The following is a 22,925-nucleotide window of genomic DNA, read 5'->3' as shown; positions in this document are numbered from 1 at the left end:
GGAGCCGGTACGTGAACCGCGGCGCCCGCGCCGATCGCGCTTTCCGGGGATGGCCGGTCAAGGGCTTTGGTCGAGACCAATGGGTTCCGATCACCCATTTTGCGGGGCGCGAAAGTGCAATCGGTGATGGTGTCGCTACGATCCGGCATTCGCGCGGCGTTGCCCATGGCTACAAAAGTGGTCCAATCGGGCACGGGTTGCCGAGATTTGCACAGAGTGTTGACGTGCCCTAGACCAACCAACACACTCTTCCTCGGTGGACGCGCGTAGCGTCGCCCCACAGTCGGCGCATGATCCCGCGAGAGGACGCTATGCGAACCGCCGAAGATATACCTCTGGCAGGCGTAAGACCCCGGTTGCGCAATGACGTTGTATTCCTTCGCGTCGACACCGGAATTTATCTGAGAAGTTCAGAGACATCGTGTGTTCTCAAAGGCGCGGGCGCCTATGAATGGATGTCTGTCCTCGGCCCCCGAATGACGGGTGAACGCACTGTCGAGGAAATATGCGAAGGCCTGGACGAAAACCGGCGCAAGACCGCCGTCGGCCTGATGCGCACCTTGCTCGACAGGGGTTTCGCCCGTGCTGTTCCGGGCGCGGGCACGGGGACGCTGCCGGCCGAAGTGCTGGACAGGTTCGCGCCGCAGATCAACTTCGTCGAACATTTCATGCACGCGGACCAGCGGACGCCACAGGAGCTGTTCGCGCGCTTCCGCTCTTCCCGGGTCCTGGTCAGTGGCTCACCGAGTGGTGTCGCGGCGGCGGCGGTGCGCGGTCTGTTGCGCAACGGGCTGGCCGAGGTGTCGCTGGACGACGCGGCGTGGGGACGGGAGTTCGAGAGCGAGACGGCCGGGCTCGCCGACGCGGGCGCACCGGCACAGGTCGTGGTGCTGCCGTCAACTCCCGAGGACCTGACGGAATTCGACGTCGTGGTGGCGGTCGCCGACGAGTCGGACAGCAGCGCCGTGCTCGACCTGACCAGGCGCCTGCACGGAGCTCCGCAGGGTCCTCGACTGATCCCGGTGGTGGCCGACCCGACCCGCATGGTCGTCGGTCCGATCTCCGGACCCGGTGAGCAGCCGTGCTGGGTGTGCGCCCAGCTTCGCCTGTCGGCCAACTCCGATCCGCGCCGGACGGCCGACCTCTGGCGCCGACTGGCGCTCGGCCCGACCGGCGCCGGGGCCCCGAGCGGCGATCCGGTGACACAGTCCATGGTCGGCAACGCCTTGGCGTTCGAGATCTTCCGGCTGCGCACCGGGCAGTTGCAGATGGATGACGAGCGGCACGCCGTGATCCAGGACCTGACCACGCTCGAATCCCGCCGCGAACGCGTGCTGCCCCATCCCGGATGCCCGCTGCGCCACCAGGCGGTGCCGCCCGAGGAGGTGCTTGCGCCCGCGGACGACAGCGACGCCTATGGACGCGCGGCCGTTCTGGTCTCCCCGGAACTGGGCGTCATGTCCGGATGGACCGACGAATCGATTCGGCAGATCCCGCTCAAGACGGGCCGGGTGCGGCTGGGTCCGGCCCTGGCCCTGACCGACGCGGCACGTGAGATCGTCGCGTTCGACATCGACACGGCCCTCGTCGCCCGCACCCGTTCGGTGCGGTCGGCAGTCGCCTGCTACGTGGGCCGGCTCGGCTCCCCCGGGCTTCCGGACGGAGGACCTGCGGCCGACGCCGAAGCGGTCCCGGCCGAACGGCTCGGCCTGTTCAGCGGCTTGCCCACGGCCGGTGCGCGGGCGGCGGGTCCGATGGTGGCCGCCGTGTCCCTGTACGACGAAAGCCGGTGGCAGGTGCCGGCCGCGGCAGTCCACCCGCTGTCACCGGCCAACTCCCTCCTCACGTTCGAGCCGAGCCCCGCGGGCGCGGCGGTCGGCTGGACCGCCGAGGAGGTGCGGGAGCGAGGACTGTGTTCGGCGCTCGCCCATCGCGGACTCGTCCTTGCGGTACGCGGCGGCGAGCCGGCCGTCCCGCTCTCCGAGGAGTGGCTCGGCACCGACGACGAGACGGCCTTCGCGCTGCGCAGCCTGCGGCCCATCGGCCGGTCCGCCAGGGTGTGGGCGCTGCCCGGTGCCGCACCGTCCTTCGCCGTTCTCGCGATGGTCGAGGACTCCGAGGGGAAGGTCGACTGGGCGGTCGGCTCGGCTCTGTCCGTACGTGCCGCGGTACGCGAAGCGGTGCGGGACGCCGTCGGACTCGCGGTCGGCCGGCACTACGAGGGCGCACCCATGGACTTCGGCGACCCGCTGATCGCGGACTTCGATCCCAGGGTCCTCGTCCCGGCCGACGCGAAGACCGAGTGGTCCTTCGACCAACTCGACGTGCCCATGTCCGAAGCGCTCGCCCGGCTGGAAGCCGAGGGAACACGCGCGCTGTTCGTCGACACCACACCGATCGATCTGAGGGCAGTCCGCGGAATGACCACAGGCACGGTCCTGCTCGCCGCGAAGTAGCCGGACAGTCGGCCGGTCCGCGCCCACTCGAGGCGCGCCACGGTTCTCGGAACGTCCCGTTCCGGGTGGCACAACCCGAGCACATCCCGAGAAAAGAGGATTGCCATGTCCGTTGAGCTCATGAACGAGCTGAGCGCTCTCGAGAGCGCGACGTTCGAGGTCGAGGAGATGACCGACGAGTCCGTCGAGCTGGCCTGGTCCAGCTCCAGCTGCTCCTGCTCCAGCTGCTGCTCCTGCTCCACCAGCAGCTGCTGCTCCTGCTCCTCGAGCACCAGCTGACCCACGGCTGACCAGGTCGCCGGGCACCTGCCCGGGACCCGGCACATGGGCTGAAAACGTGCGGCTGCTTGGCAGGACGGTCCCCGTCGACAGGAGGGGTCTGTCCGTGAAGTGGCAAGCAGCCGCACACCCCTATCTTCTCATCGACTGGGTGGACGGATGAATGTGGAGTCGAGCGCGGTGACCACCGTGACGGTCCCGGTTGGCCCCGGGGTGGTCGAGGTCGTCCGCGACCATCTGGCCGGGTACGCCGCTGCGGGCGTCACGGTCGACGTCGGAGTGCTCGGCCTGCCTGAGCGCCACGCGCCGAGCGGGGCGCGGAGGGCCGACGGTCTGGTCTACCCGGTGCGCCTGTACGGCGGAACGGTACTGATGGGGCCGCTGCACCGGGCCGACGGTACGAGTCAGCCGTGCGGGCTCTGCCTGGAACGCCGCTGGCTGGCGCTGCGCCCCGTCGAGGAGCGCAAGCCGGTCGAGGACGGCGCGGACGTGTGGGTGGCGGGTGACGACGCCCTGCTCACGCCCTTCGCCATGGAACAGATCGCCCAGATCGTCCGCACGGAGACGGCCGACGGCCGACTCGCCCCCGGGGACCGCCGGATCGGGCGCATCGTGGAACTGCGACTGCGCGATCTGACGGTCAACCGGCACGAGCTGGTCGCCGACTCCGAGTGCGAGCGGTGCGCCACCCCGGTACCGGACACCGCCGAGGGCGCGATGCTCCCGCTGAGCCCCCGGCCGAAGCCGGGTCCGACCAGCTACCGGGGCGCGTCGGCGGCGGACCTGAACCTGCCGACCGCCGGTCTGGTGAACGAGGTGTGCGGAGCGCTGGCGAGCGCGGCACGACGTGTGTACCAGTGCAGCGCCACTCTGCCGGTCAGCGGGTACTTCCGGGTCCGCAGCAAGTACGACTACCACGAGATGTGGTGGAGCGGGCAGTCGCAGAGCTCGGCCAGCAGCGAGCGGTACGGCGTCCTGGAAGGCATGGAGCGGTACGCCGGGCAGTTCCCGCGGGCCAAGCAGACGCAGACGTACGCCAGTTACAACGAACTGAAGCCGAACGCGCTCGACCCCATGGCGATGGGTTCGTACAGTCCGGAGTTCTACACCGGGCACCACGACTACTACCAGCCGTACCACCCGGACACCCCGACCCACTGGGTGTGGGGCTACTCCTTCGGGGAGCAGCGTCCGCTGCTCGTGCCCGAGCAGTTCGTCTTCTACCTGGACCGCCGGCCGGACCGGAAGTTCGTCCAGGAGTGCTCCAACGGCTGTGCCAGCGGCAGCAGCGTGGAAGAGGCGCTGCTGCACGGCATGCTCGAACTCATCGAGCGGGACGCGTTCCTGCTCTGCTGGTACGGCGCGGCCAGACTGCCCGAGATCGACCAGTCGACCCTCGTCGACGAGGAGATCAGGTTCGTCCTGGACCGGGTGGCCCGGCTCGGCTACCGGATGCGGCTGTTCGACATGCGCGTCGACGTCCCGGTGCCCGCCGTGATGGCGGTGGCCGAGCGCCTGGACGGGGGACTGGGCAAGCTGTGCTTCGCCGCCGGCGCGAGCCTGGACCCGGTGGAGGCGGTGCGCGCCGCCATCGCGGAGACGGCGTCCTACATCCCGGGGATGGACGAACGGGTGGAGGCGAAGCTGCCGGCGCTGCGCGAGATGGCCGCCGACTACAACCAGGTGCACGAGCTCACTCACCACGCACTGCTGTACGGGCTGCCGGAAATGGCGTCGACGGCCGACTTCCTGCTGGAGGCGGCACCGCTCCGGTCAATGGACGAGCTGTACGGTCCGTGGCTCGCGCAGCGACCCGCGACCCTGGACCTGGCGGACGACGCCCGGTTCGTGATGGAACGTCTGCGCGAGGCCGGCAGCGACGTCGTGGCGGTGGACCAGACCTGCCCGGAGCAGCACGGCACCGGCATCCGCACCTTGTGCGTACTGGCGCCCGGGCTGGTGCCGATCGACTTCGGCTGGGAGCGGCAGCGCGTGCTGGGCCATCCGCGGCTCCTGGCGTACCTCGACGGAGAACTGGCCGAGATCCACGCCCGTGACGAGGGGTTCGGTCCCACGGGGCTGAACCGCAGGCCGCACCCGTTCCCCTGAGCCGTCCCGTCGGGTTCCGCGCGCTGTCCGTCCGGTGCGGAACCCGGCAGTGAGTCCCGTCCGTCACGTCGGCCCGCCCGCGGGCCGAAGGAGGAAGTCCGGTGTCCGTAGACCGAACGCAGGTCGTGAAAGGCTATGTCGAGTCTGTGTTCCGGCGCGGTCGGGAGCCGATGGAGCCGGTCGGTTTCACCCCCGACTGGGACGACCAGCCGTCCCGGCACAAGACCTACCTGGGGGTGCGGCGCTTCCCGCTCCCGGCGGGCGTCGATCTGGCGCTGGAGGACACCGCGGAGGTTCTCTTCGGTGAACCGCCCGTCGGCCACGGGGCGCCCTGGACCCTCGACTCCCTCGCCACGTTGCTGCGGCTGTCGTACGGCGTGCTCGACCGCAGGCTGCGGGTGAGCTGGAACCAGGACAGCCATGTCCGGGTGCTCTACCCGGAGGCGCTGTGGGGGCGCGGTACCGCCTCGGGGGGCGGCATGTACCCGCTGGAGGTCTACTGGGTGGCCGGGCCCGGCAGCCCGCTGCTTCCGGGTGTCTACCACTACTCGACGGCGCATCACAGCTTCGAGCGGCTGCTTGCCGGTGACCTCACGGACGAGGTCCGTGCGGCGTGCGAGTCCGGGGACGGGGACGGGGCGGCGGACGGGTTCCTCGTGGTGACCGTGCGTTTCTGGAAGAACTCCTTCAAGTACAACAGCTTCTGCTACCACGTGGTGACACAGGACGCCGGTGCGCTGCTGGGATGCTGGGAACTGATCGCGCGGGGAACGGGCCGGCGCCTCACTCGCACGCTGTGGTTCGACGACGAGCGGCTGAACCGCCTGCTCGGACTCGAAACCGATCAGGAAACGGTACTGGCCGTGGTGCCGATGCCGTTCGGCCCACCCGCGGACCGGGCGGCCCAGGTCGATCCGGTGGACCGCGGCGGTCTCATCGACCGGCCGAGTTTCGAGCGATCGGCCCGGCCCCGCACCTTCGAGCAGATCGAGCAGGTGCACCGCGCGGTCCTGGCGGACCGCCGTGAGCGCCCGCAGCCCTCGGTGGCCCGCGGCCTCGTGCCGCGGAAGCCTGCCGGGGGCGAGGAGGTCGACCTGCCCGAGCCGCTGACCGGCCGGCTCGGCCGGGACGTCGGCCAGGCCCTGCGCTCGCGGCGGACCAGCTTCGGCTCGTTCACGCGCTCCCGCCCCCTGCACCTCGACGAGTTGGCGACCGTGCTGGCGGGCACGGCGGCGGGGCAGCGGTACCTCTCGGACGTGGTGCCCGACGAAGTCGGGCTGACGGGTCTGTACGTCCTGGCGAACCGCGTCACCGGCCTGCCGAGCGGCACCTACCGCTACGACGCCGCCGGGCACCGGCTGCGGGTCGTGTCCGAGACGCCGCTCGCCGAGAAGTTGCAGCGCAGTTACTACCTGAGCAACTACAACCTGGAGCAGGTCGCCGCCGTACTGGCGATCTCCGGCCGGTGGCAGAGCACGCTCGATGCCTACGGCAGCCGCGGCTACCGCGTTCTCAACTCCGAGGTGGGCGCCCTGTCACAGACGGCGTACACCACCGCTGCCGCGCTGAACGTCGGCTGCGGAGTGGTGCTCGGCTTCGACAACATCGCCATCGACGAGGCGGTCGGCCTCGACGACGGCGACGAGCGCACCTTCCTGTTCGTGCTGCTCGGCCACGAACGCGCGGACAGCGCGGACTACGACTACCGGCTGGTCTGAGAGGGCTGATCCGTGAAATCCAGCGCGCCGCCATCGACGATGCCCCGCACGGCGTCCGCAGCGACCCCGCCCGATCACCGGAGCACGGAGCACGTGACCTGGCACCTGGTGCCGAGGTTCATGCTGCGTGTCGGTGGTCTTCCCTTCGAAACCGCGGCTGCTCTGGCGACTCCGGCGACCGCGGCATGGGGGGACGGCGTCCTCGACGCGCGGCACCGGCTGAGCGAGCGCGCAGCCCGGATCGCCGACTCCCTGCAAGAACGCGTGGCCGACAACCTCGACGATCCCCAGGCGCGACGGGCACTGATCAATCTGCGTCGGGACGTCTTCAACGCCCGTGCCCCGCGCGGCCTGACCGCGGCCGAACCGCTGCTCTCGGCCGACGAACTCGACGAGTTGCACGCGTGGTCGGCCGACCGGCAACGACATGACGAACTGCTGCGGACCGGTTCGGGAGTCCTGGGCGACGAAATCGCCGCGGTCCGAAGGGAGTTGCGCCGCGTCGCGACGGAGACCGATCTGCGCCACGGCGTCCAGTTGTCGTCCCCGTCGCTGGACGAGTACCTGGACGACTTCCTGCGGCGTGCCGACGGACCGCTCAGTAAGCGGGAACGACGCATCGAGCGGTCGCTGCTGGAGTACCTGCTGCGCACCGCGTGCAAGACCAGCCCGTTCAGCACGCTGACGGCCGTGTCCGCCGGCGCCTTCGCGGAGAGCGACGGCAGGCCGCTCACCGCCTCCGTCCGCGGCTGGGGCAAGCAGGGCAGCACCCGGCTGAACATCGCCCTGCTCGCCAGACTGTCGGACCAGCTCACCGGAAACCCGGAGGTCCGCCGCGATCTGCCGGTGAGAGCCACCAGCGGAACACAGGTGCACCGCGACCGGGTTCGCTACCTGCGCAAGCTCCGCGGTGCCGACGGCGACGCGGATGCCGCGGTCACCCTGGACGCCGTGCACGAGAGTCTCTTCTACCTGCCGGGCGGGGAGGCCATCACCGATGTCCTCACGCTGTTCCGCGACGGCAGGACGCTGCGGTTCGGCGACGCCGTACGACAGCTGTGCGCGATGGACGGCAAGCGGCCCGAGCAGGACGTGGAGCGGTACCTGGCCCAGCTGCTCAGGCTGGGGCTGCTCGTCGTGCCGGATCTGGACATCGACATCCACGACCCGGACCCGGTCGCCACGTACCGGAAGGGGCTGTCGCGGCTGGGAACGGGCCGGGCCGACGACATCGCCGTGCTCGTCGGGCGGATGGGTGCGGACGTCGAGCGGTTCGCCGACGCCGGCCTGCCCGAGAGGCGTGAACTCCTCTCCGGGATAAGGGAGTCGGCGGCACAGGCGCACCGTCTCGCGGGCCGCGGCGACACCCCGGTGCTGCGCACCCTGGTCTACGAGGACACCACCCTGCCCGGACTGACGGTGACCGGTGACGCCTCCACCTGGACCCGGAAACTCACCCCCGGGCTCCAGCAACTCGCCAGGATCCTCCCGGCGTTCGACGGAAACCTGGTACGCAGACTCGTCACCAAGGGATTCTTCCGGGCACGCTACGGGGAAGGCGGGCGCTGCGAGGACTTCCTCTCGTTCGCCCACCAGTTCAACCAGGACTTCTACGAGAACTACAACAAGCGGCTGATGCGCCACCAGCGCTTCGACGGCACCGACTTCCGTCACTACGACAACTGGTTCCGGCAGGAGGAGATCACGGCGGTCGACCGTGCGCGAGCCGCGGTGGCCCGGGAGATGGACCTCCGCTACCGGAGCGCCTGCGCCACCGGAGCCGATGTCGAGCTGGACGAGGACTTCCTGGCCACGGTGGAGGGGCTGCTGCCCGGGCACGAGCGCCTGCGCTCGCTGTCCTTCTTCCTCCAGATCGCCGAGGACGGCACCGAGGACCCGCTGGTGGTCGTCAACCGGGTCTACTCCGGACTCACCCTGCTCTTCTCGCGGTTCGCGCACTGCTTCGACGAGGGCCTCACCACGTCATTGCGCCGGTCGCTGGACGACGCCGTGCCGGAGGGAGCCGTGTTCGCCGAACTGAAGGGCGGCTACGACACGACGAACCTGAACCTGCATCCGGTCGTCACGCCCTACGAGATCGTCTGTCCCGGAGAGACCAGCTTCCGGCCGCCGCACGAACAGATCCCGGTGGAGGACCTGGTCGTCGAGCACGACGCGGCCACCGACCGGCTGCTTCTGCGGTCCCGCGCACTGGGCGTCGAGGTGATTCCCGTCTACCTCGGCTTCCTGCTTCCGATGGCACTGCCGGAGGTGCAGCAGGTACTGCTCAACTTCTCCTCCACCACCATGGTCCAACTCGACCTGTGGGAGGGCACCGGCATCCCGGAGCGCGACAACGGCGCGACTCCGCGCGTGCGGCTCGGAAACGTGGTGCTGCAACGCAAGTCCTGGCGGTTCGCCGCCGACCAGCTCCCGCCCGCGACAGCCGGCCAACCGGACCACGAGTGGTTCCTCGCATGGCGGGAATGGCAGCGGGCGGCCGGGCTGCCCCGCCACGTGTTCGCCGGTCTCGGCGGCGAACGCAAGCCGCAGTACGTGGACTTCGACTCGTACACGTGCCTCCGGCTGTTCGAGGCCGCAGTCCGCAAGAGCGACTCGGCGGTGACACTCACCGAAATGCTGCCCGGCCCCGACCAGCTGTGGCTGCGTGACGACCGGCACCGGTACGTCACCGAACTCACGGTCGAACTCAACGGAATCAAAGCAACGGATGCGGAGCGGTGATGGGCGCCGATCAGGACGCGAACGACGGCGGGCACATCGAGGCGGAACCGGACGGCGACGGCTGGATCAGCCTCCACGTCTTCTACGCCGCCAACGCCAACCCGGTGCTGGTCAACTGCGTGCGGCCGCTGGTGGAGAGCCTGCGCGAACAGGGTCTGCTGCGCTCGTGGTTCTTCATCCGCTACTGGCTGGAGGGCCCGCACATCCGGCTGCGCCTGCTGCCGGCCGAGGCGTCGGCGATCGCGAAGGTCGCCGAGGCCGCGCGAACCGCACTCGAGTCGTACCTGCGCGAGCGCCCCGCCCTGTACGAGGAGGACCGCAACGCCAGCGGTGACCTGTACAAGAACATGTTCCTGGCCGAGTACAGCGAGGAGCGCTGGAACGAGCTGTACGGCGCCGAGGGCACGATGCCGTTCCGGGACAACAACAGCGTCGCCCGCATCCCCTACGAACGAGAACTGGACCGGTACGGGGGCCCGGCCGGAATGGAACTCGCGGAGTGGCACTTCCAGGAATCCAGCGAGACGGTGATGACCCTGCTGGAGACCACCAACGTGCACGTGCGCACCGTACTGCTGGGCCAGGCCGCGCAGTTGACCGCGGGACTGTGCTTCGCGTTCCTGCGCGACGAGGAGGCGGTGGCCCGCTTCCTGGTCAACTACCGCATGATGTGGGAGGCCTCGTACCAGGAACCCAGCGACGACCAGCACAAGCGCTTCGACCGCAGCTACGAGCGGATGAAGGACCGGCTGGTGGCCCGGCTGGAGCACGTGCGGGACAGCGCCAGGGACGCCTCCTCGACAGCACCCACCCCGCTGGAGCGATCGTGGCTCGCGCACTGCGGCGAACTCCGTGACAAGGTACTGGGAATGACCGACGCGGGGTCCCTGACCTTCCGCGACGGACCCGTGCAGGACCCGCAGGTCGCACTGGCCATCGTGCTCAGCTCCTACGTCCACATGACCAACAACCGGCTCGGGGTGAGCATCCTCGACGAGATCTACCTGTCGTACATCCTGTGCAAGGCACTGTCCGACACGGCTCCGCAGGAGGCGCAGCGGTGACCGGCACCGCCCACGACCGGCCCCGGCTCCGGCCGGAGGTGGCACTCGGCCCGGGCATGCGCTCCGGCCCCAGGACCGTTCACCACGTCAAGGACGCGCGCACCGGCTGCTACTACCGGGTCGGTTCCCGCGAGTACTTCGTCATGGGACTGATGGACGGACAGCACACGATCGAGGACATCGGGCGCAGTTACGTCGACACCTTCGACCGCAGACTGGGCCCCGAGCACTGGCAGCAGATCTTCACCATGCTCGGCCGCTACCAACTGCTCGACGGGTACGCCGACGACGCGGCGCTGGACAGGCTGAAGCAGGCCCACGAGGCGAAACAGTCGGCGCGGCAGGGCTGGCTGCGCCGGCGCTGGGTGATCCTGCGCCCCGATCAGCTGTGCGCCGCCTTGGCGAGCCGTCTGTCCTTCGCCTTCCGCACGGCGTTCCTGGTCCCGGCGTTCGTCCTGCTGGCCGCCGTCCAGCTGTTCGTCTGGACACATGTCGGCGCCCTGGCCCACGAGGCGACGCATCAGAAGCACCCGGTGATCACCCTGCCGCTCTCGGCGCTCGTGGTGTGGGGAATCACCGTGCTGCACGAGTTCGCCCACGGCGTGACGTGTCGTCACTTCGGCGGCAGGGTAACGGAGATCGGAGTCAGCTGGCGGTTTCCCATGCTGGTCCCCTACTGTCGCACGGACGACATCGTGCTGTTCCAGCGGCGCAGGGCCCGGGTGGGCACCGCGTTCGCCGGCATCTTCGTCAGCTGGTTGGCGCTGGTGCCGGTGGCGGCCTGGTGGTGGCTGGCCGGTGACGGCATGTTCGGCCGGCCGCTCGCCGCCGGTCTGTTGCTCTTCGGCAGTGGTGCCACGGCGATCAGCCTGCTGCCAGTTCTACGATCGGATGGTTACGTGATGCTCACCCACGCGCTGAACATCGCCGATCTGCGCCGCGAGTCCTTCCGGTTCTGGCGGCTGCGACTGCGCTGGCGCGACCCGGCCGCCCGGGAAAGCCTCAGCGCCTACCCGCCCCGCGACATCCGCACCTACGCCCTCTACGGGAGCGTCTCCCTCCTCCTTCTCCTCTCGGCCTACGGCGCGATGATGTCGGTGTGGTTCAGCAGCCTTCAGCACTGGGTAGGGCCGACGTGGGCAGTGGTGATTCTCGCCGCGGAGACCGCGGTGGCCGCCGGTGTCCTTTCAGCCGTCGCCCGCGGCAGCTCGAGCGAACGGCGGACCACCGGTGAGTGACAGCGACGACTACGCGATCCGCACCAGCGGACTGACCAAGCAGTACGGCCCGGACACCGGCGTGTTCGACCTCGACCTGCGTATCCACCGCGGGGAGGTCTACGGATTCCTCGGCCCCAACGGGGCAGGAAAGAGCACCGCCATGCGCATGCTGGTGGGGCTGATCCGGCCGACCTCGGGAACCGCCACGGTGCTGGGCCACCCGGCCGGGACCCCGCGCAGCCTGCGCGGGGTGGGGGCACTGATCGAGGCCCCGGCCCTGTACCCGCACCTGTCGGGCCGGGACAACCTGCGCATCCTCGCCGGATACGCGTCCGTACCCGCCACCCGCATCGGGGAAGTCCTCGAGGAGGTCGGGATGGCCGCCAAGGCGGACGCCGCCTTCCGCACGTACTCGCTCGGCATGAAACAACGACTCGGGGTGGCCGCCGCACTGCTGAAGGACCCCGCGCTGCTCATCCTCGACGAGCCGACCAACGGTCTCGACCCCGAAGGCATGGCGAGCATGCGGGAGTTGATCACCGGGCTGCGCCGCGACAACCGCACGGTACTTCTGTCCAGCCACATGCTGGGCGAGGTGGAGCACGTGTGCGACCGGGTGGGTGTGATCCGCCGGGGCCGGCTGATCGCCGACGGCACGGTGGAGGAACTCCGCCGGGGCGTCGGCGAAGGCGGGCTGACGGTCGCCGTGGACGCGCCCGAGCGCGCCGCCGAGCTGGTACGCGAGTTGCCGGCCGTCCGCTCGGCGACGGTCGTCGACGGGGAACTGCAGGTGGCTGTCGACCCCGGTGAGGCCGCCGCGATCAACCGGCTGCTCGTGGTGAACGGACTGGAGGTCAGCGAACTCCGCAAACGGGTCCTCTCGCTGGAAGACGTGTTCTTCGACCTGGTCGAAGAACACCGGCCCACTGAACCGGCACCCGTGGAGGCGGCCAACCGATGAACGGTGTCCTTCGAGCAGAGCTGCTGTCGACGCGAAAGCGCCCCGGCGCCTGGATCATCGGCGGGGCGTGGGTCGCGCTGTCGGTGGCCTTCGGGATGGCGGTCCCGTACATCATCTGGCTGGCCATCAGGAACAAGCCGATCGGATCGTCCGGTGATCCCGAGGAGTTGATCAACGGTCTGCTGCCGGACAAGTTCCTGTCCGGCACCGTCAGCCTGTACCCCATGTTCGGCAGTGCGCTGATGCTGATCCTCGGCGCCGTCCTCGTCGGCGGGGAGCACCGATGGGGGACCTGGGGCACGCTTCTGGTCCAAGGGCCCAGCCGCACCTCGGTGGTGCTCGGGAAGGCCGGGGCCGTGGCAGCGGCGTCACTGTGCATCTCGGTGCTGGTGGTGGTGGTCGGCGCGGGAGCGAGCGCGCTCATCGCGGCGCTCACCGGCCGGCCCGCGCACTGGCCGGACACGGCGACGCTGCTGGCCGGAATCGGCGCCATCTGGCTGATCAGCACGGCCGCGACGAGCCTGGGCATCTTCCTGGGCGTTCTGCTGCGCGGCACTGGGGCCGCCATCGGAGTGGGCCTGCTCTGGCTGCTGGCGGTCGAGAACCTGGTGTCCGGACTGGCCGGCACCCTGTCCGCACTGAAAGGCGTCCAGAAGCTGCTGATCGGCCCGTGCGCGGGCTCCCTCGCCACCGCCCTCGACCCGTCGGGCAAGCCCAACACGTCGATCCCCGGGGTCGTCTCGGTTGCCGGACCGCTGACCGCGAGCATCGTGCTGGCGGCGTACGTGGTGGTGTTCCTCGGCCTCTCCGCGCTACTCGTCTCGCGCCGCGACATGACCTGATCGGCAGGCCTGCCGTGCGGATGTGCAGGCCTGCCGTGCGGATGTGGAAGTCGGACACGGATCCCCCGTTCCCGCCCACACCGCTCAACGCGGGCGTTCGGTCAGGCGTGGAGGTGTGTGAGGACGGCGGACAGTGCGTGCCGTACGGCCTCCCGGGTCTCGTCCGTGGGGTCGTGCACGTCGAAGCCGTGCATCGCGTGCGGTACGTCCACGAGTTCCAGTGCCGCGCCGCACTCGTCGGCGGCTGCCAGGAACGCGGTGACTGTCGCGGCGATCTCCGGTGCCTCGAGCCCCACCCGGGTCAGCACGACCGGCAGTCGGCCTGCCTTCGGCAGCACTGCGGCAGGGGCGAAGCGCGGGTCGACGCCGATCCAGCCGGTCAGTGGGGCCAGGACCGGGTAGGTGGCGGCGACGCAGCGCAGCCAGGGCGGAGGAGCGGCCAGGTGGTCGGACATCAGTAGGCCGCCGCCGGAGAAGGTCCACAGGGCGATCCGGTCCGCGTCGACGCGCGGATCCGCCCGCAGTACGCGCAGTGCCTCGGCGATGTCCGCCGCGGCCGTCGGGTAGTCGGACGTCGCGTGGAGCCGGTGGGCGACGACCGCGCCGATCACGCCCTGGCTCGCCGCGAGCCGGGCGTAGCCGACGTAGAGCGGCCAGTCGCGGGGCTCGGGCACCATGTCGCGCGGTAGCGGGCCGCCGTGCACGAAGAGGATCGCCGGGCGGGGGCCGTCGTCGTCGGCCGGGTCGGGCAGGTGGAGGTCCAGACGCCCGGTGCGTTCCCGTGCCGCCACCGGTGCGTCGAGCAGGAACGGACGCTCATGGAACGGCGTGATGTTCGCCGGGGTGAGCCGGTGGCCCTCTCCGGCGGCGGCGCGCAGCAGGGTCGTGGCCAGCTCGTCGGGGCGGGAGAGCATCGGCCAGTGGCCCGTCGCCAGTTCGAAGAAGCCCACGCCCGGCTCGGCGAGGGACTGGAACTGCGGCATGCCCGACGTCACCAGTTGCTGCACGGCCTCGATGGTGAACCCGCTCGCCGTGCACAGGATGCCGCTGGTCGGCACGTCTTTCAGCGCGCCGGTCAGCCGCAGCGGCTCGGTCAGCGTCCGGCCCGGCTGCGGGGCGGCGAGCGAGGACAGCCGCTCCAGGTCGGCCGGCGACAGGCCGGTCGTGTTGCCCCACCTCTGCCACTGGTCGGGCGCGGGCGCGGGTACGGTCGCGTCCGGCTGCTCGCGCAGCAGCGCCTGCACGTCGGTGTCGGGCACAAGGGCGAGGGGAAGGTCGCCGTCCTGCGGCAGCCCGGAGTCCAGGTAGACGATCCGGGTGACCCGCTCCACGCGGTGCTGCGCCGCGCCGAGCACCGGGTGGATGGCGTAGTCGTGGCCGACGAGCACCACCTTCGGTGCGGTGACCCCGTCGATCAGCCGCACCACGTCGGCGATGTGGGTCTCCAGGCCCGTCCCGCCTGCGGGCGCCGTGCCGCCGCCCGTGCCCGTCAGTGTCGCGGCGTGCACCTCGGCGCCCGCCTCGCGCAGTTTCTCGCCCACCCGGTCCCACAGCGGCCCGCCCGTGAACGGGCCGGAGGCCAGGATGAACGCGGTCCGAATCTCATGATCGCTTCGCATGCGGGTACGGTAGGAACTCCCCTAACGGGAGGTTCAAGTGGTGCTGCCGCACGATCTGTTGACCATCGGTGAGCTCGCCGAGCGCGCCCGGGTGAGCGTGAAGGCAGTGCGTTTCTACTCGGAGCAGGGCCTGCTCCCCGAGGCCGGCCGCAGCGGCGGCGGACACCGCCGTTACGTCCCGCAGGCGCTGGAGCGGTTGCGGCTGATCCGCTCGCTGCGCGCGCTGGACGTGCCGCTGCCGGAAATCGCCCGTGTGGTCGAGAAGGAGACGGGCGAGGACGGGGACGGGGACGGCTTCGACGATGGTCTCGAGGCCGTCGTGGCCAGGCAGCTGGACAGCCTCGGTGCCGAACTTGCCGCGCTGCGCTGGCGGGAGGCGGCACTGCGGCTGCTGCACGAGGCCGCGGCCGCGGAGCGCGCCGAACTCCTGCGTCTGGTCGGCGCGCTCGGCACACCTCCCAGCACGGAGACCCTGGCCCGCTACTGGCGCGGGCTGCTGCCGGTGCGGCTCCCCGCCCGGCTGGTGGCCGCCATCGTGGAGGCGGCGGTGCCGCCGCTGCCGGAGCAACCCTCGCCGGCACACGTGCTGGCCTTCGCCCGGCTGCACGAACTGACCGCGGCCATGAACGACGCGTGCCTCGCGGAACACCGGCCCTCGCCGCCACGGCCGGACATGCTCTACGACGGCCTGCGCGAGGCCTACGACCTTGCCGCGCCCGCCCTGCTCGCCGGTCGCGGCCCCGCCCCGGGCGAGGCCCTGGACTGCTTCGTCACCGCCCACGCCCGGGCGAACGACCGCCGCGACACCCTCGACTACCGCCGCGAACTCGGCCGTCACCTGGCGGTGGGCGACCACCCCGCCATGCGCCGCTACTGGGCACTCGCGGGCGAACTGACCCCGGGCCCCACTCTCGGCGCCGCGAACACCTGGCTCAGCTCCGCGCTGGCGGCGCAACTCGCCGCGAACTGACGGCGGGCGGCCGGGGGTGATGGTGTGTCCGCCCCGTGGGAGTCGCGGGGCGGGGTGGGCGCTGCCTTGTACGGTCCCGCCGGTCGTCCGGCGGTTTGACCGTGCCTATGCCACCGGGTTCGGGCTGGCGGCGTGCTTCCGGGGGCCGGGGACGACGTGCTTCTGCAGCAGCCACACCATGTCGTTCGCGAAGAGGGAGCGGGCGGCCGCCTTGTCGATCTCCGGTACCCGGTGGCTCGCGGGCAGTGTGGAGGCCGGGAAGCTCTCGCCGTCGCCGAGTGCGAGCGCGCTGACGTAGAGGTTGCCGAGCGCCCGGCGCACGGACCGGCGGGTGGTCTCCCATTGCGGGTAGGCCGTCAGCTCGGTGGTGAACGGGTCCAGGAGGGCGGGGCGTTGGAACGGCAGACCGGCGGCGGTCATCGTGGCGCCGAGGGCGTCGATCCACTCGGCGACGGTGAGGGCGGACGGGCCGGCCGTGGCCCAGTACTCGCGGGGGAGCGGCGACCCTTCCACGGCCAGGCGGGCCAGTGCGTTGACGGCTGCCGCCACGTGGTCGCGCGGGACCATGTCCACCCGCTGTTCGGGCCGGCCGAAGACGGCGGGCAGTCCGGAGGCGATGAACATCATGATCCGGTGCATGTTCTGCAGCTCGGGCATCGCCCCGTCCGGGGAGTCGCCCATGATGATCGAGGGGCGGATGATCGACCAGGGCTGCGTGCAGGACCGGATCCGGTCGTCGGCGGCGGCCTTCGACCGGTGGTAGGCGGACGGCCGTGAGGAGCACACCGCGCCGACCGTGTCCTCCCTGGCGGCCTGCGTGTGACGCCCGGCGAAGGCCGTCGAGGCGTAGAGCAGCGGGCTGCCGGCCGTCTCGGCGAGTGCGACCATCTCCGCCGCGCCGCCCTCGTTGACCGCGTGCAGGTCGTCGGCGGACGCCGTGTAGCGGACGTTGCCGGCCAAGTGGACGATCACGTCGGCCTGTTGGGCGAGTTCCTTGAAGGTGGGGGTGTCCAGACCCAGCTGTGGAGCCCGAAGGTCGATGCCGACCTGTCGGCACGGCAGGTCGACCGGGCGGCGTCCGGTCAGGGCCACGATGTCGAACGACTGGGCCATGGCCGGAATCACGGCCGAGCCGAGGACTCCTGAGATCCCGGTGACCAGGGCGACGGGTCGCATGAAGGGTGCTCCACTTCTTTCGTTTTCGTTCGTTGTCACGGCTTTGCGCCGTCACGTGCCGAGGCGTAATTCGGGACTCGGTTCGTGCTGATGCATTTCGAGGAAGAGGTTGCGGAATGTCTCGACCAGGAGTTCGCCCGGCAGCTTCTTCCGATGGAAGACCGAGCATCGGACGGTTGTTCCGGTCGTGGTGAACGACACGTAGGCGTCGAGCGCGAGCGAGGAAGGAGCGGAGTGCGCGACGGAAGCGCCGGTCAGGCAGGCGCCTCCGATTTCCAGGTGCGGGAGGGAGACGGAACTCGCGGTCAGCCCGATGTTCACGATGACCGGCCGGGCCGCTCTCTTGGCGAGTGCATTCGGCAGGAGGGAGAGAACGGCGCGTCGGGTGTCCCGTTCGTTCGTGCGGCGGGCGTTGCTCGTCTGTTCGCGGATGCTTTGGAGTGCGTCCTGTGGCGAGAGCGGAGTTCCGGGCGGAATTCTGAGGAGATATCCGGCTGTGAAATTGCCGGGCGTGTACCGCTCGGAAGGGCGCCGGATCGACATCGGGACGAGCAGCGTCGTATGGCGCAGGCCGACGGCCCGTACGGCGCGGGCGAGGGTGGCGAGGCACAGGTCGTTCTCCGTGACGCCCCGGCTCCTCGCGGCGGCCGCGAGGAGTGGCCGTTCGATGTCCCTGAAGTGCCACTGCAGCGGGGCCGGGGAGCCCTCGACCGCTTCCGTCCTCGGGCTCTCCCGGGTGGCGCTGACGTCCCTGGCGATGTTGATCACCGCGCGGGCGGTCGCCCGGCGTCGGGGACGGAGCCCCACGGGTTCGCCGTGCGGATCGCCCAGCAGGGCCTGGAGGTGCTGGACGATGCCGACCCCGTCCTGGAGGGCATGATTCGCGCGATAGATCACCGTGAACCGGTGCGTGCTGTATCCAGAAAGGAAGTGAATGTCCCACTGCGGGGCCGGTGCGGACGGGAACGGGCGGTCGAAGAGTTCGGTGACCGCGATCCGAAGGGCGTCCTCGTCGGAGATGTCCGGGCGGACGGAAAAGGTGATCGATTCAGCCGGAGTTGCGGTGCGCCACCATTTCGATTTCGCCGAAGCCGGGCAGGTGAGGGCGAGGGTGGGGAGTTTCGATGCCTGTTCGTGGATTTGCTCACGCAGAGCGGCCGTGTCCGGAAGACTGCCGGTGAAGTCCAGAATGAATCCGCCGATCAGGGCGGGGGACAGATCCAGGAACACTTGATCGACCGGGCCGATACGTCGCGCGCGCCGTTGCCGCGGCATTGTCATGGTGACCCTGGACTCTCTGCTTGTGCGATGGGAGGAATGGCCGTCGTCGCGCACCGGTCGAGATCCTGCCCTGATGGCATGACAAATGCCAAGCCGATCACGCTATCGAGTGATTTATCGGTCGATCCAGCGGCGCAGGGTGCCGCCGCCGGCGGCGCGGGCGAAGGCGCGGTCCAGTTGGTCGCGCAGTTCGCGGACTCCGGTGCGGTCGACGACGGCGGGCCGGCAGCCGGGCCTGATCGACCGCTACCGGTGGCTTCGTCAGCTGTGCGGCTTGTGCAGGACCAGGAGTTCGGCGGGCTGCGGCACCGGGCGGGGGACGGTTTCGGAGTCGGCCTCGGCGCGCAGGGTGCTCAGGCCGGATTCGATCTCCGATTCGGAGAGGTACTGGAATATCGAGAGTGCGCGGTGACTCAGCCGTTCGTAATAGGCTTTTCGACTGGTGGCGAGGTCCATTTCCCAACGGTGGGTTCCGCCGGGTCGGAGGCCCGCGGCAGTGAAATGGCCGATGGTCTCCGCCATTCCGGGAAGGCGGGATTCCTCGATTCCGTGGGCGCTCGGGAAGTACGCGGAGTGGGCCCGCCGGTATCCCCGTCCGGCGAAGAACCCGTGGATCAGGACGCGCCCGCCCGGCCGGGTGACGCGGGCGGTCTCGGCGGCGGCCCGGGCGGGGTCGGAGAAATGCTGGACGACCTGGAAAATCAGCGTCAGGTCGCAGGAGGCGTCAGGCAGTGGAATGCTCTCGGCGTTTCCTCCGCGGTAGTCGACGCGGGGGTGGGAGCGGCCGGCCCGGGCGACGGTCAACATCGGTTCGGACGGTTCGACGCCGACCACCAGGGCGTCGAACGCCTCGGCGAGCAGTGGGGTGAACCGGCCGGTTCCGCAGCCGAGGTCGAGCACCGTCCGGGGGCCGGGGTGGCCGGCGTGCCGGACGAACAGGTCGACCCACTGCCGCATGGTGTGCGGCGGCAGGTGCTGCCCGTCGTCGTAGGCGGCCGCCACGTGCTCGCTGTACTCGGCGTCGGAGAACACGGACGGCGGCCCCTCTCGGTGCGGCGCTCGGGTCGGTGTCAGGCGAAGCGGTGCGGGTCGAACTGGGCGACGGGCAGCCGGGTGGAGCCGTCGCAGGCGAAGTCGGCGGCGATCTCGCCGATCACGGTGGCGAACTTGAAGCCGTGTCCGGAGAACCCGCCCAGCAGGGTGAGGCCGGGCAGTTCGCGGCGGGGGCCGAGCAGGAAGTGATGGTCCGGGGTGAGGGAGTACATGCAGGAGGTCATCCGGACCGGGTACGGGTCCACGTCGAGCAGGGTGCCGCGGATCGCGTCCGCGAAGCGCTCGGCGTCCTGCTGGTCGGGCGGGCGGTGGCCGGCAGCGGGGTCGGTGGGCTCGTAGATGCCGGGCCAGGTGTGCAGGCCGACCTTGACGGTGGCGCCGTCGGTGGACGGGAAGCCGTAGCAGTTGTGGTCGCCGCTGGAGTCGCAGCGGACGAAGACCGGGAACCGGGCGGGGGCGAATGCCGCGGGGTCCTGGGCGCGGAACCAGCCCATCACCCTGCGTTCGACGGTGATCAGTCCTGCGGTGCTCGGCAGCAGCTGCCGCAGCCAGCCGCCCGCCGCCACCACCACGTGGCGCGCCGTCAGTTCGTGGTCGTCGAGCACCACCCGCGGGCGGCTCGGGTCGGGGACGATCTCCCGGACGGCCGTCCCGTCGAACACCTCGGCCCCGCTCGCCACGGCCGCGTCCACGGCCGCCGTGACCGCGAGTTCGGGCCGCAGCACCCCGGCTTCCTCTTCGTAGAAGCCCCGAAGATCGTCGGTGACCAGGTACTGCGGGAAGTCCCGCCGCAGGTCGTCGGCGGACAGCAGGTCGTACTTGAGATCGTGCGCCTTGGCCGAGGCCAGCGGCCCGGCGATCACCGAGGAGTCGGCCGGTCCGATCATCAGGCCGCCTGTCCGGTCGAGCAGGCTCCGGCCGGACGTCTGCTCGAGTTCCTGCCAGAGCTTCCAGGCCCGCTTCACCAGCGGGACGTACGCGGTGCCCTCGGCGTAGGCGGTGCGGATGATGCGGGACTCGCCGTGGCTGGCACCCCGGTCGTGTCCCGGCGTGAACTGCTCGATGCCGATGGCCCCGACCCCGCGCCGGGCGAGCTGCCAGAGGGCCTGGCTGCCCATCGCGCCGAGTCCGACGACGATCACGTCCGCATCCACCGAATTGGTCATATTCGACAGCTCCACACTCGTGTGTCGGAATTCTCCGAACCGGTCGGGACCGGACATTGCATGAATTTCAGGGATTTCATGAATGTCGGGTAGCGGGCCGAGCTGCTGCGGGTGGAACTCTCAGCGGGGGGATTTCCGGAGGTGCAGGGCGAATCCCTCGCTGACCACCCAGGATTCGAGAAGGCGTCTGATGTCCGAGTCGGCCAACGGTTCGCGGCTGATGATAGCCGCGCCCGCAGCGGGGTTCAAATCATGGTCGTAAGCCATCCAGACGCCGGGGATGACACTCGCGTTCGACGGGATGCGACTGAGAAACCTGTACACCAGGGTTTCGCGATGGGTTTTCCCGGAAAAGGTCATGACAATATGATCCGCTTCGTCGATCAGAGACCCACCGCGATAGCTGAGCACCGGTGGGGTCAGTGCGAGATCGGGGCCGATCGGACTCGCCGAACTGTGCCGCTCGATCACGTGCCGGGTCCTGACGCCCGTCCGGATAACGATCGTCCCGTAGCGCAGCACCGGCTGCCCCGAGAGGTAGCTGAAATGGTAGGAATACCAATGGCCGGCCATCGGATGGGCCTGCAGCCTGCGGGCCGGGTACAGCGCGAGGTTTGCCGCGGGTACCACCAGGGCGCCGAGAACGGCTCCGACCGCCGCGGAGATCAGCCAGTTAGGTTCGGACGCCGACACGCTCAAGTACTGGAGCATTGCAGTCCCCCTGCGATCCACCCCGTCCACCGGCCCCCATGGTGCCCGGCCCGGGCCGGTTCCACCAGAGGGCCAACAAGACAGTGGGGCAAGGGAGTTGACCGCCCCGAGGAGGTCGATGCGCCCGGCGGCGAAGAACGCTGTGGGTGTGTCCGGGAACATGCGTGCCGGCGGGTGCGTGGCGGTGTCGCCACGTACCCGCCGGTGTCGGGGCGGTGGGTGTCAGATCCGGTAGGCGGCCCAGGAGCTGGCCATGCGGGCGACCTGGCCGGGGGTGAACTGCGTCATGCAGGAGTCGTAGGTGTAGTCCATGAAGTTGTGGATCGGGTCGACGCCGGTGGCGGTGCAGGTGTCCCGGCCGGTCGGGCACTGGAAGGCGGCGCTCTTCTCGGCCGGGGTGTCGGCGACGTAGTCGCCCTGGCCGCCGCAGCCGCCCTGGAAGGTGTGGTAGAGGCCGAGCCAGTGGCCGACCTCGTGGGTGGCGGTGTCGCCCTCGTTGTAGTTGGTGGCCGAGCCGCCGGGGAACGAGGTGTCGAGGATGACCACGCCGTCGTCCTTCGGGTTGGACTTGTAGCTGCTCGGGAACGTCGCCCAGCCGAGCAGTGACTGTCCGAGACTGGCGCTGTACAGGTTGAGGGCGCCTGCGCCGCCCTTGCGCAGCGCGTTCTTCATCGCGCTCTCGGCGGTGGAGCCCGGCGCGACGCCGTTGTACCAGGTCGCGTTGTCGGTGTAGTCGGTGGAGACCAGCTGGAACTGGAACTGGCTGGGGGTGTTGCCCGCGCCCTGGCCGCTGTAGGCCGCGTTGAGGACGTCGATCTGCTTGGCGATGGTGGTGGCCGACAGCTTGCCGGTGGTCCCGGAGTGGACGACGTGCATGTACACCGGGATGGTGGTGGCCGCCGTCACGCCCGGGGCGAGCAGGGCGCCGCCCTGGCCGGAGGCAGCCAGCTCGGCGACGCGGGCGTTGAGGTCCGCCTCCATCGTCTTGACCTGCGCGTCGGTGACGGCGTTGGGGTCGTGGCCGGTGGTGTTGCCGGCGGGCTTGCGGGCCGCGGCGTCGTCGTTGGTCGCCGCACCGGCGCACTCGGTGGAGGCCGCGGCCTGCGCGGTGGTGGCCGTGGAAGGGGCGGCGAACTGAGCGAGGCCGACGCCTGCGACCAGTGCTGCGGCGCCGAGGATCCTGCCGACGGTACGCGAGGGGACGCGAACGGAACGACGCATCTGCGCTCCTGGGGAGTTGTGGGGGACGGCGGTCGAGGGGGCCGCCGGGGGTCAAGGCTACGCAAAGGGGCATGTCCGCGTCAGGCGTGTTCCGGCCTCGAGATTCTGACGACGAATCGGACAAAGTTCGAGAGTTTGAGCGGCTCGCCCCGGTCGCACACGGGGGATTTCCCGTCGCGCGCGCGGGCGCGGCGCCGACCCCCGGCTGTCCGAAAACCGGCGGTCCGCCGCCGGGTGCGCCGACCCTCACCGACGAGCCTTCGCCTCCCCGCTTGTGAGATCCGGCATGACCAGCGTGCATAGCGCCCTGGAGGCGTTAGCGACAGAAGCAATT

The 22,925-nt window shown here is 70.1% G+C and carries 17 protein-coding genes; 10 read left to right on the top strand and 7 right to left on the bottom strand.

What is annotated here, in order from left to right:
* Positions 1-476 precede the first annotated feature (476 nt).
* From ACFYS8_RS06225 to ACFYS8_RS06185, 9 genes are all read left to right on the top strand, one after another.
* Positions 477-2,456, top strand: a complete 1,980-nt coding sequence (locus ACFYS8_RS06225; RefSeq protein ID WP_387636433.1) for a TOMM precursor leader peptide-binding protein — start codon at positions 477-479, stop codon at positions 2,454-2,456.
* Between the two features lie 105 nt (positions 2,457-2,561).
* Entirely contained in the window at positions 2,562-2,735 is a 174-nt protein-coding gene (locus tag ACFYS8_RS06220; RefSeq protein ID WP_387636431.1) for a hypothetical protein, read from the top strand.
* Between the two features lie 180 nt (positions 2,736-2,915).
* Positions 2,916-4,844: a TOMM precursor leader peptide-binding protein gene (locus tag ACFYS8_RS06215; RefSeq protein ID WP_387636428.1), complete on the top strand. Its 1,929-nt coding sequence runs from the start codon at positions 2,916-2,918 to the stop codon at positions 4,842-4,844.
* 170 nt (positions 4,845-5,014) lie between these two features.
* Positions 5,015-6,562: a SagB family peptide dehydrogenase gene (locus ACFYS8_RS06210; protein WP_387636425.1), complete on the top strand. Its 1,548-nt coding sequence runs from the start codon at positions 5,015-5,017 to the stop codon at positions 6,560-6,562.
* 93 nt (positions 6,563-6,655) lie between these two features.
* A complete protein-coding gene (locus tag ACFYS8_RS06205; protein WP_387636423.1) occupies positions 6,656-9,307 on the top strand; it encodes a lantibiotic dehydratase in 2,652 nt (883 codons plus the stop codon).
* Positions 9,307-10,371: a thiopeptide-type bacteriocin biosynthesis protein gene (locus ACFYS8_RS06200; protein ID WP_387636421.1), complete on the top strand. Its 1,065-nt coding sequence runs from the start codon at positions 9,307-9,309 to the stop codon at positions 10,369-10,371. Before ACFYS8_RS06205 ends, ACFYS8_RS06200 begins: the two co-directional genes overlap by 1 nt.
* Positions 10,368-11,609 (top strand): hypothetical protein, encoded by a 1,242-nt coding sequence (locus ACFYS8_RS06195; RefSeq protein ID WP_387636419.1) that lies wholly within the window; start codon positions 10,368-10,370, stop codon positions 11,607-11,609. Before ACFYS8_RS06200 ends, ACFYS8_RS06195 begins: the two co-directional genes overlap by 4 nt.
* Complete coding sequence (locus tag ACFYS8_RS06190; protein ID WP_387636416.1) at positions 11,602-12,552, top strand: ATP-binding cassette domain-containing protein; 951 nt, start codon at positions 11,602-11,604, stop codon at positions 12,550-12,552. Before ACFYS8_RS06195 ends, ACFYS8_RS06190 begins: the two co-directional genes overlap by 8 nt.
* Positions 12,549-13,394, top strand: a complete 846-nt coding sequence (locus ACFYS8_RS06185) for an ABC transporter permease (protein WP_387636413.1) — start codon at positions 12,549-12,551, stop codon at positions 13,392-13,394. Before ACFYS8_RS06190 ends, ACFYS8_RS06185 begins: the two co-directional genes overlap by 4 nt.
* A 101-nt stretch (positions 13,395-13,495) precedes the next feature.
* Here the strand turns inward: ACFYS8_RS06185 and ACFYS8_RS06180 are convergent, their stop codons facing one another.
* The gene (locus ACFYS8_RS06180; RefSeq protein WP_387636410.1) at positions 13,496-15,013 is read right to left on the bottom strand and encodes an alpha/beta hydrolase; all 1,518 of its coding nucleotides are present in this window, start codon (positions 15,011-15,013) and stop codon (positions 13,496-13,498) included.
* A 37-nt stretch (positions 15,014-15,050) separates the two neighbouring features.
* On the opposite strand from ACFYS8_RS06180, the gene ACFYS8_RS06175 reads away from it, so the two are divergent.
* Positions 15,051-15,983 (top strand): MerR family transcriptional regulator, encoded by a 933-nt coding sequence (locus tag ACFYS8_RS06175; RefSeq protein ID WP_387636408.1) that lies wholly within the window; start codon positions 15,051-15,053, stop codon positions 15,981-15,983.
* Positions 15,984-16,088: 105 nt separating this feature from the next.
* On the opposite strand, the gene ACFYS8_RS06170 is transcribed toward ACFYS8_RS06175, so the two are convergent.
* The 6 genes from ACFYS8_RS06170 to ACFYS8_RS06145 all read right to left on the bottom strand — a co-directional run bounded on the left by ACFYS8_RS06170 (position 16,089) and on the right by ACFYS8_RS06145 (position 22,591).
* Positions 16,089-17,159: an SDR family oxidoreductase gene (locus tag ACFYS8_RS06170; protein ID WP_387636405.1), complete on the bottom strand. Its 1,071-nt coding sequence runs from the start codon at positions 17,157-17,159 to the stop codon at positions 16,089-16,091.
* Between the two features lie 51 nt (positions 17,160-17,210).
* Entirely contained in the window at positions 17,211-18,494 is a 1,284-nt protein-coding gene (locus ACFYS8_RS06165) for a wax ester/triacylglycerol synthase domain-containing protein (RefSeq protein WP_387636403.1), read from the bottom strand.
* Between the two features lie 207 nt (positions 18,495-18,701).
* Entirely contained in the window at positions 18,702-19,472 is a 771-nt protein-coding gene (locus tag ACFYS8_RS06160; RefSeq protein ID WP_387636401.1) for a class I SAM-dependent methyltransferase, read from the bottom strand.
* 38 nt (positions 19,473-19,510) lie between these two features.
* Entirely contained in the window at positions 19,511-20,659 is a 1,149-nt protein-coding gene (gene solA / locus ACFYS8_RS06155; RefSeq protein ID WP_387636399.1) for an N-methyl-L-tryptophan oxidase, read from the bottom strand.
* A gap of 120 nt (positions 20,660-20,779) precedes the next feature.
* A complete protein-coding gene (locus tag ACFYS8_RS06150) occupies positions 20,780-21,370 on the bottom strand; it encodes a hypothetical protein (protein ID WP_387636396.1) in 591 nt (196 codons plus the stop codon).
* A gap of 222 nt (positions 21,371-21,592) precedes the next feature.
* Positions 21,593-22,591, bottom strand: a complete 999-nt coding sequence (locus ACFYS8_RS06145; protein WP_387636394.1) for a zinc metalloprotease — start codon at positions 22,589-22,591, stop codon at positions 21,593-21,595.
* Between the last annotated feature and the right edge of the window lie 334 nt (positions 22,592-22,925).

Source organism: Kitasatospora sp. NPDC004615, from assembly GCF_042873545.1.
In the GTDB taxonomy this organism is placed as follows: Bacteria; Actinomycetota; Actinomycetes; order Streptomycetales; family Streptomycetaceae; genus Kitasatospora.
The sequence above is the reverse complement of the archived record's forward strand: the minus strand, read 5'-3'. Positions and strand labels throughout refer to the sequence as shown.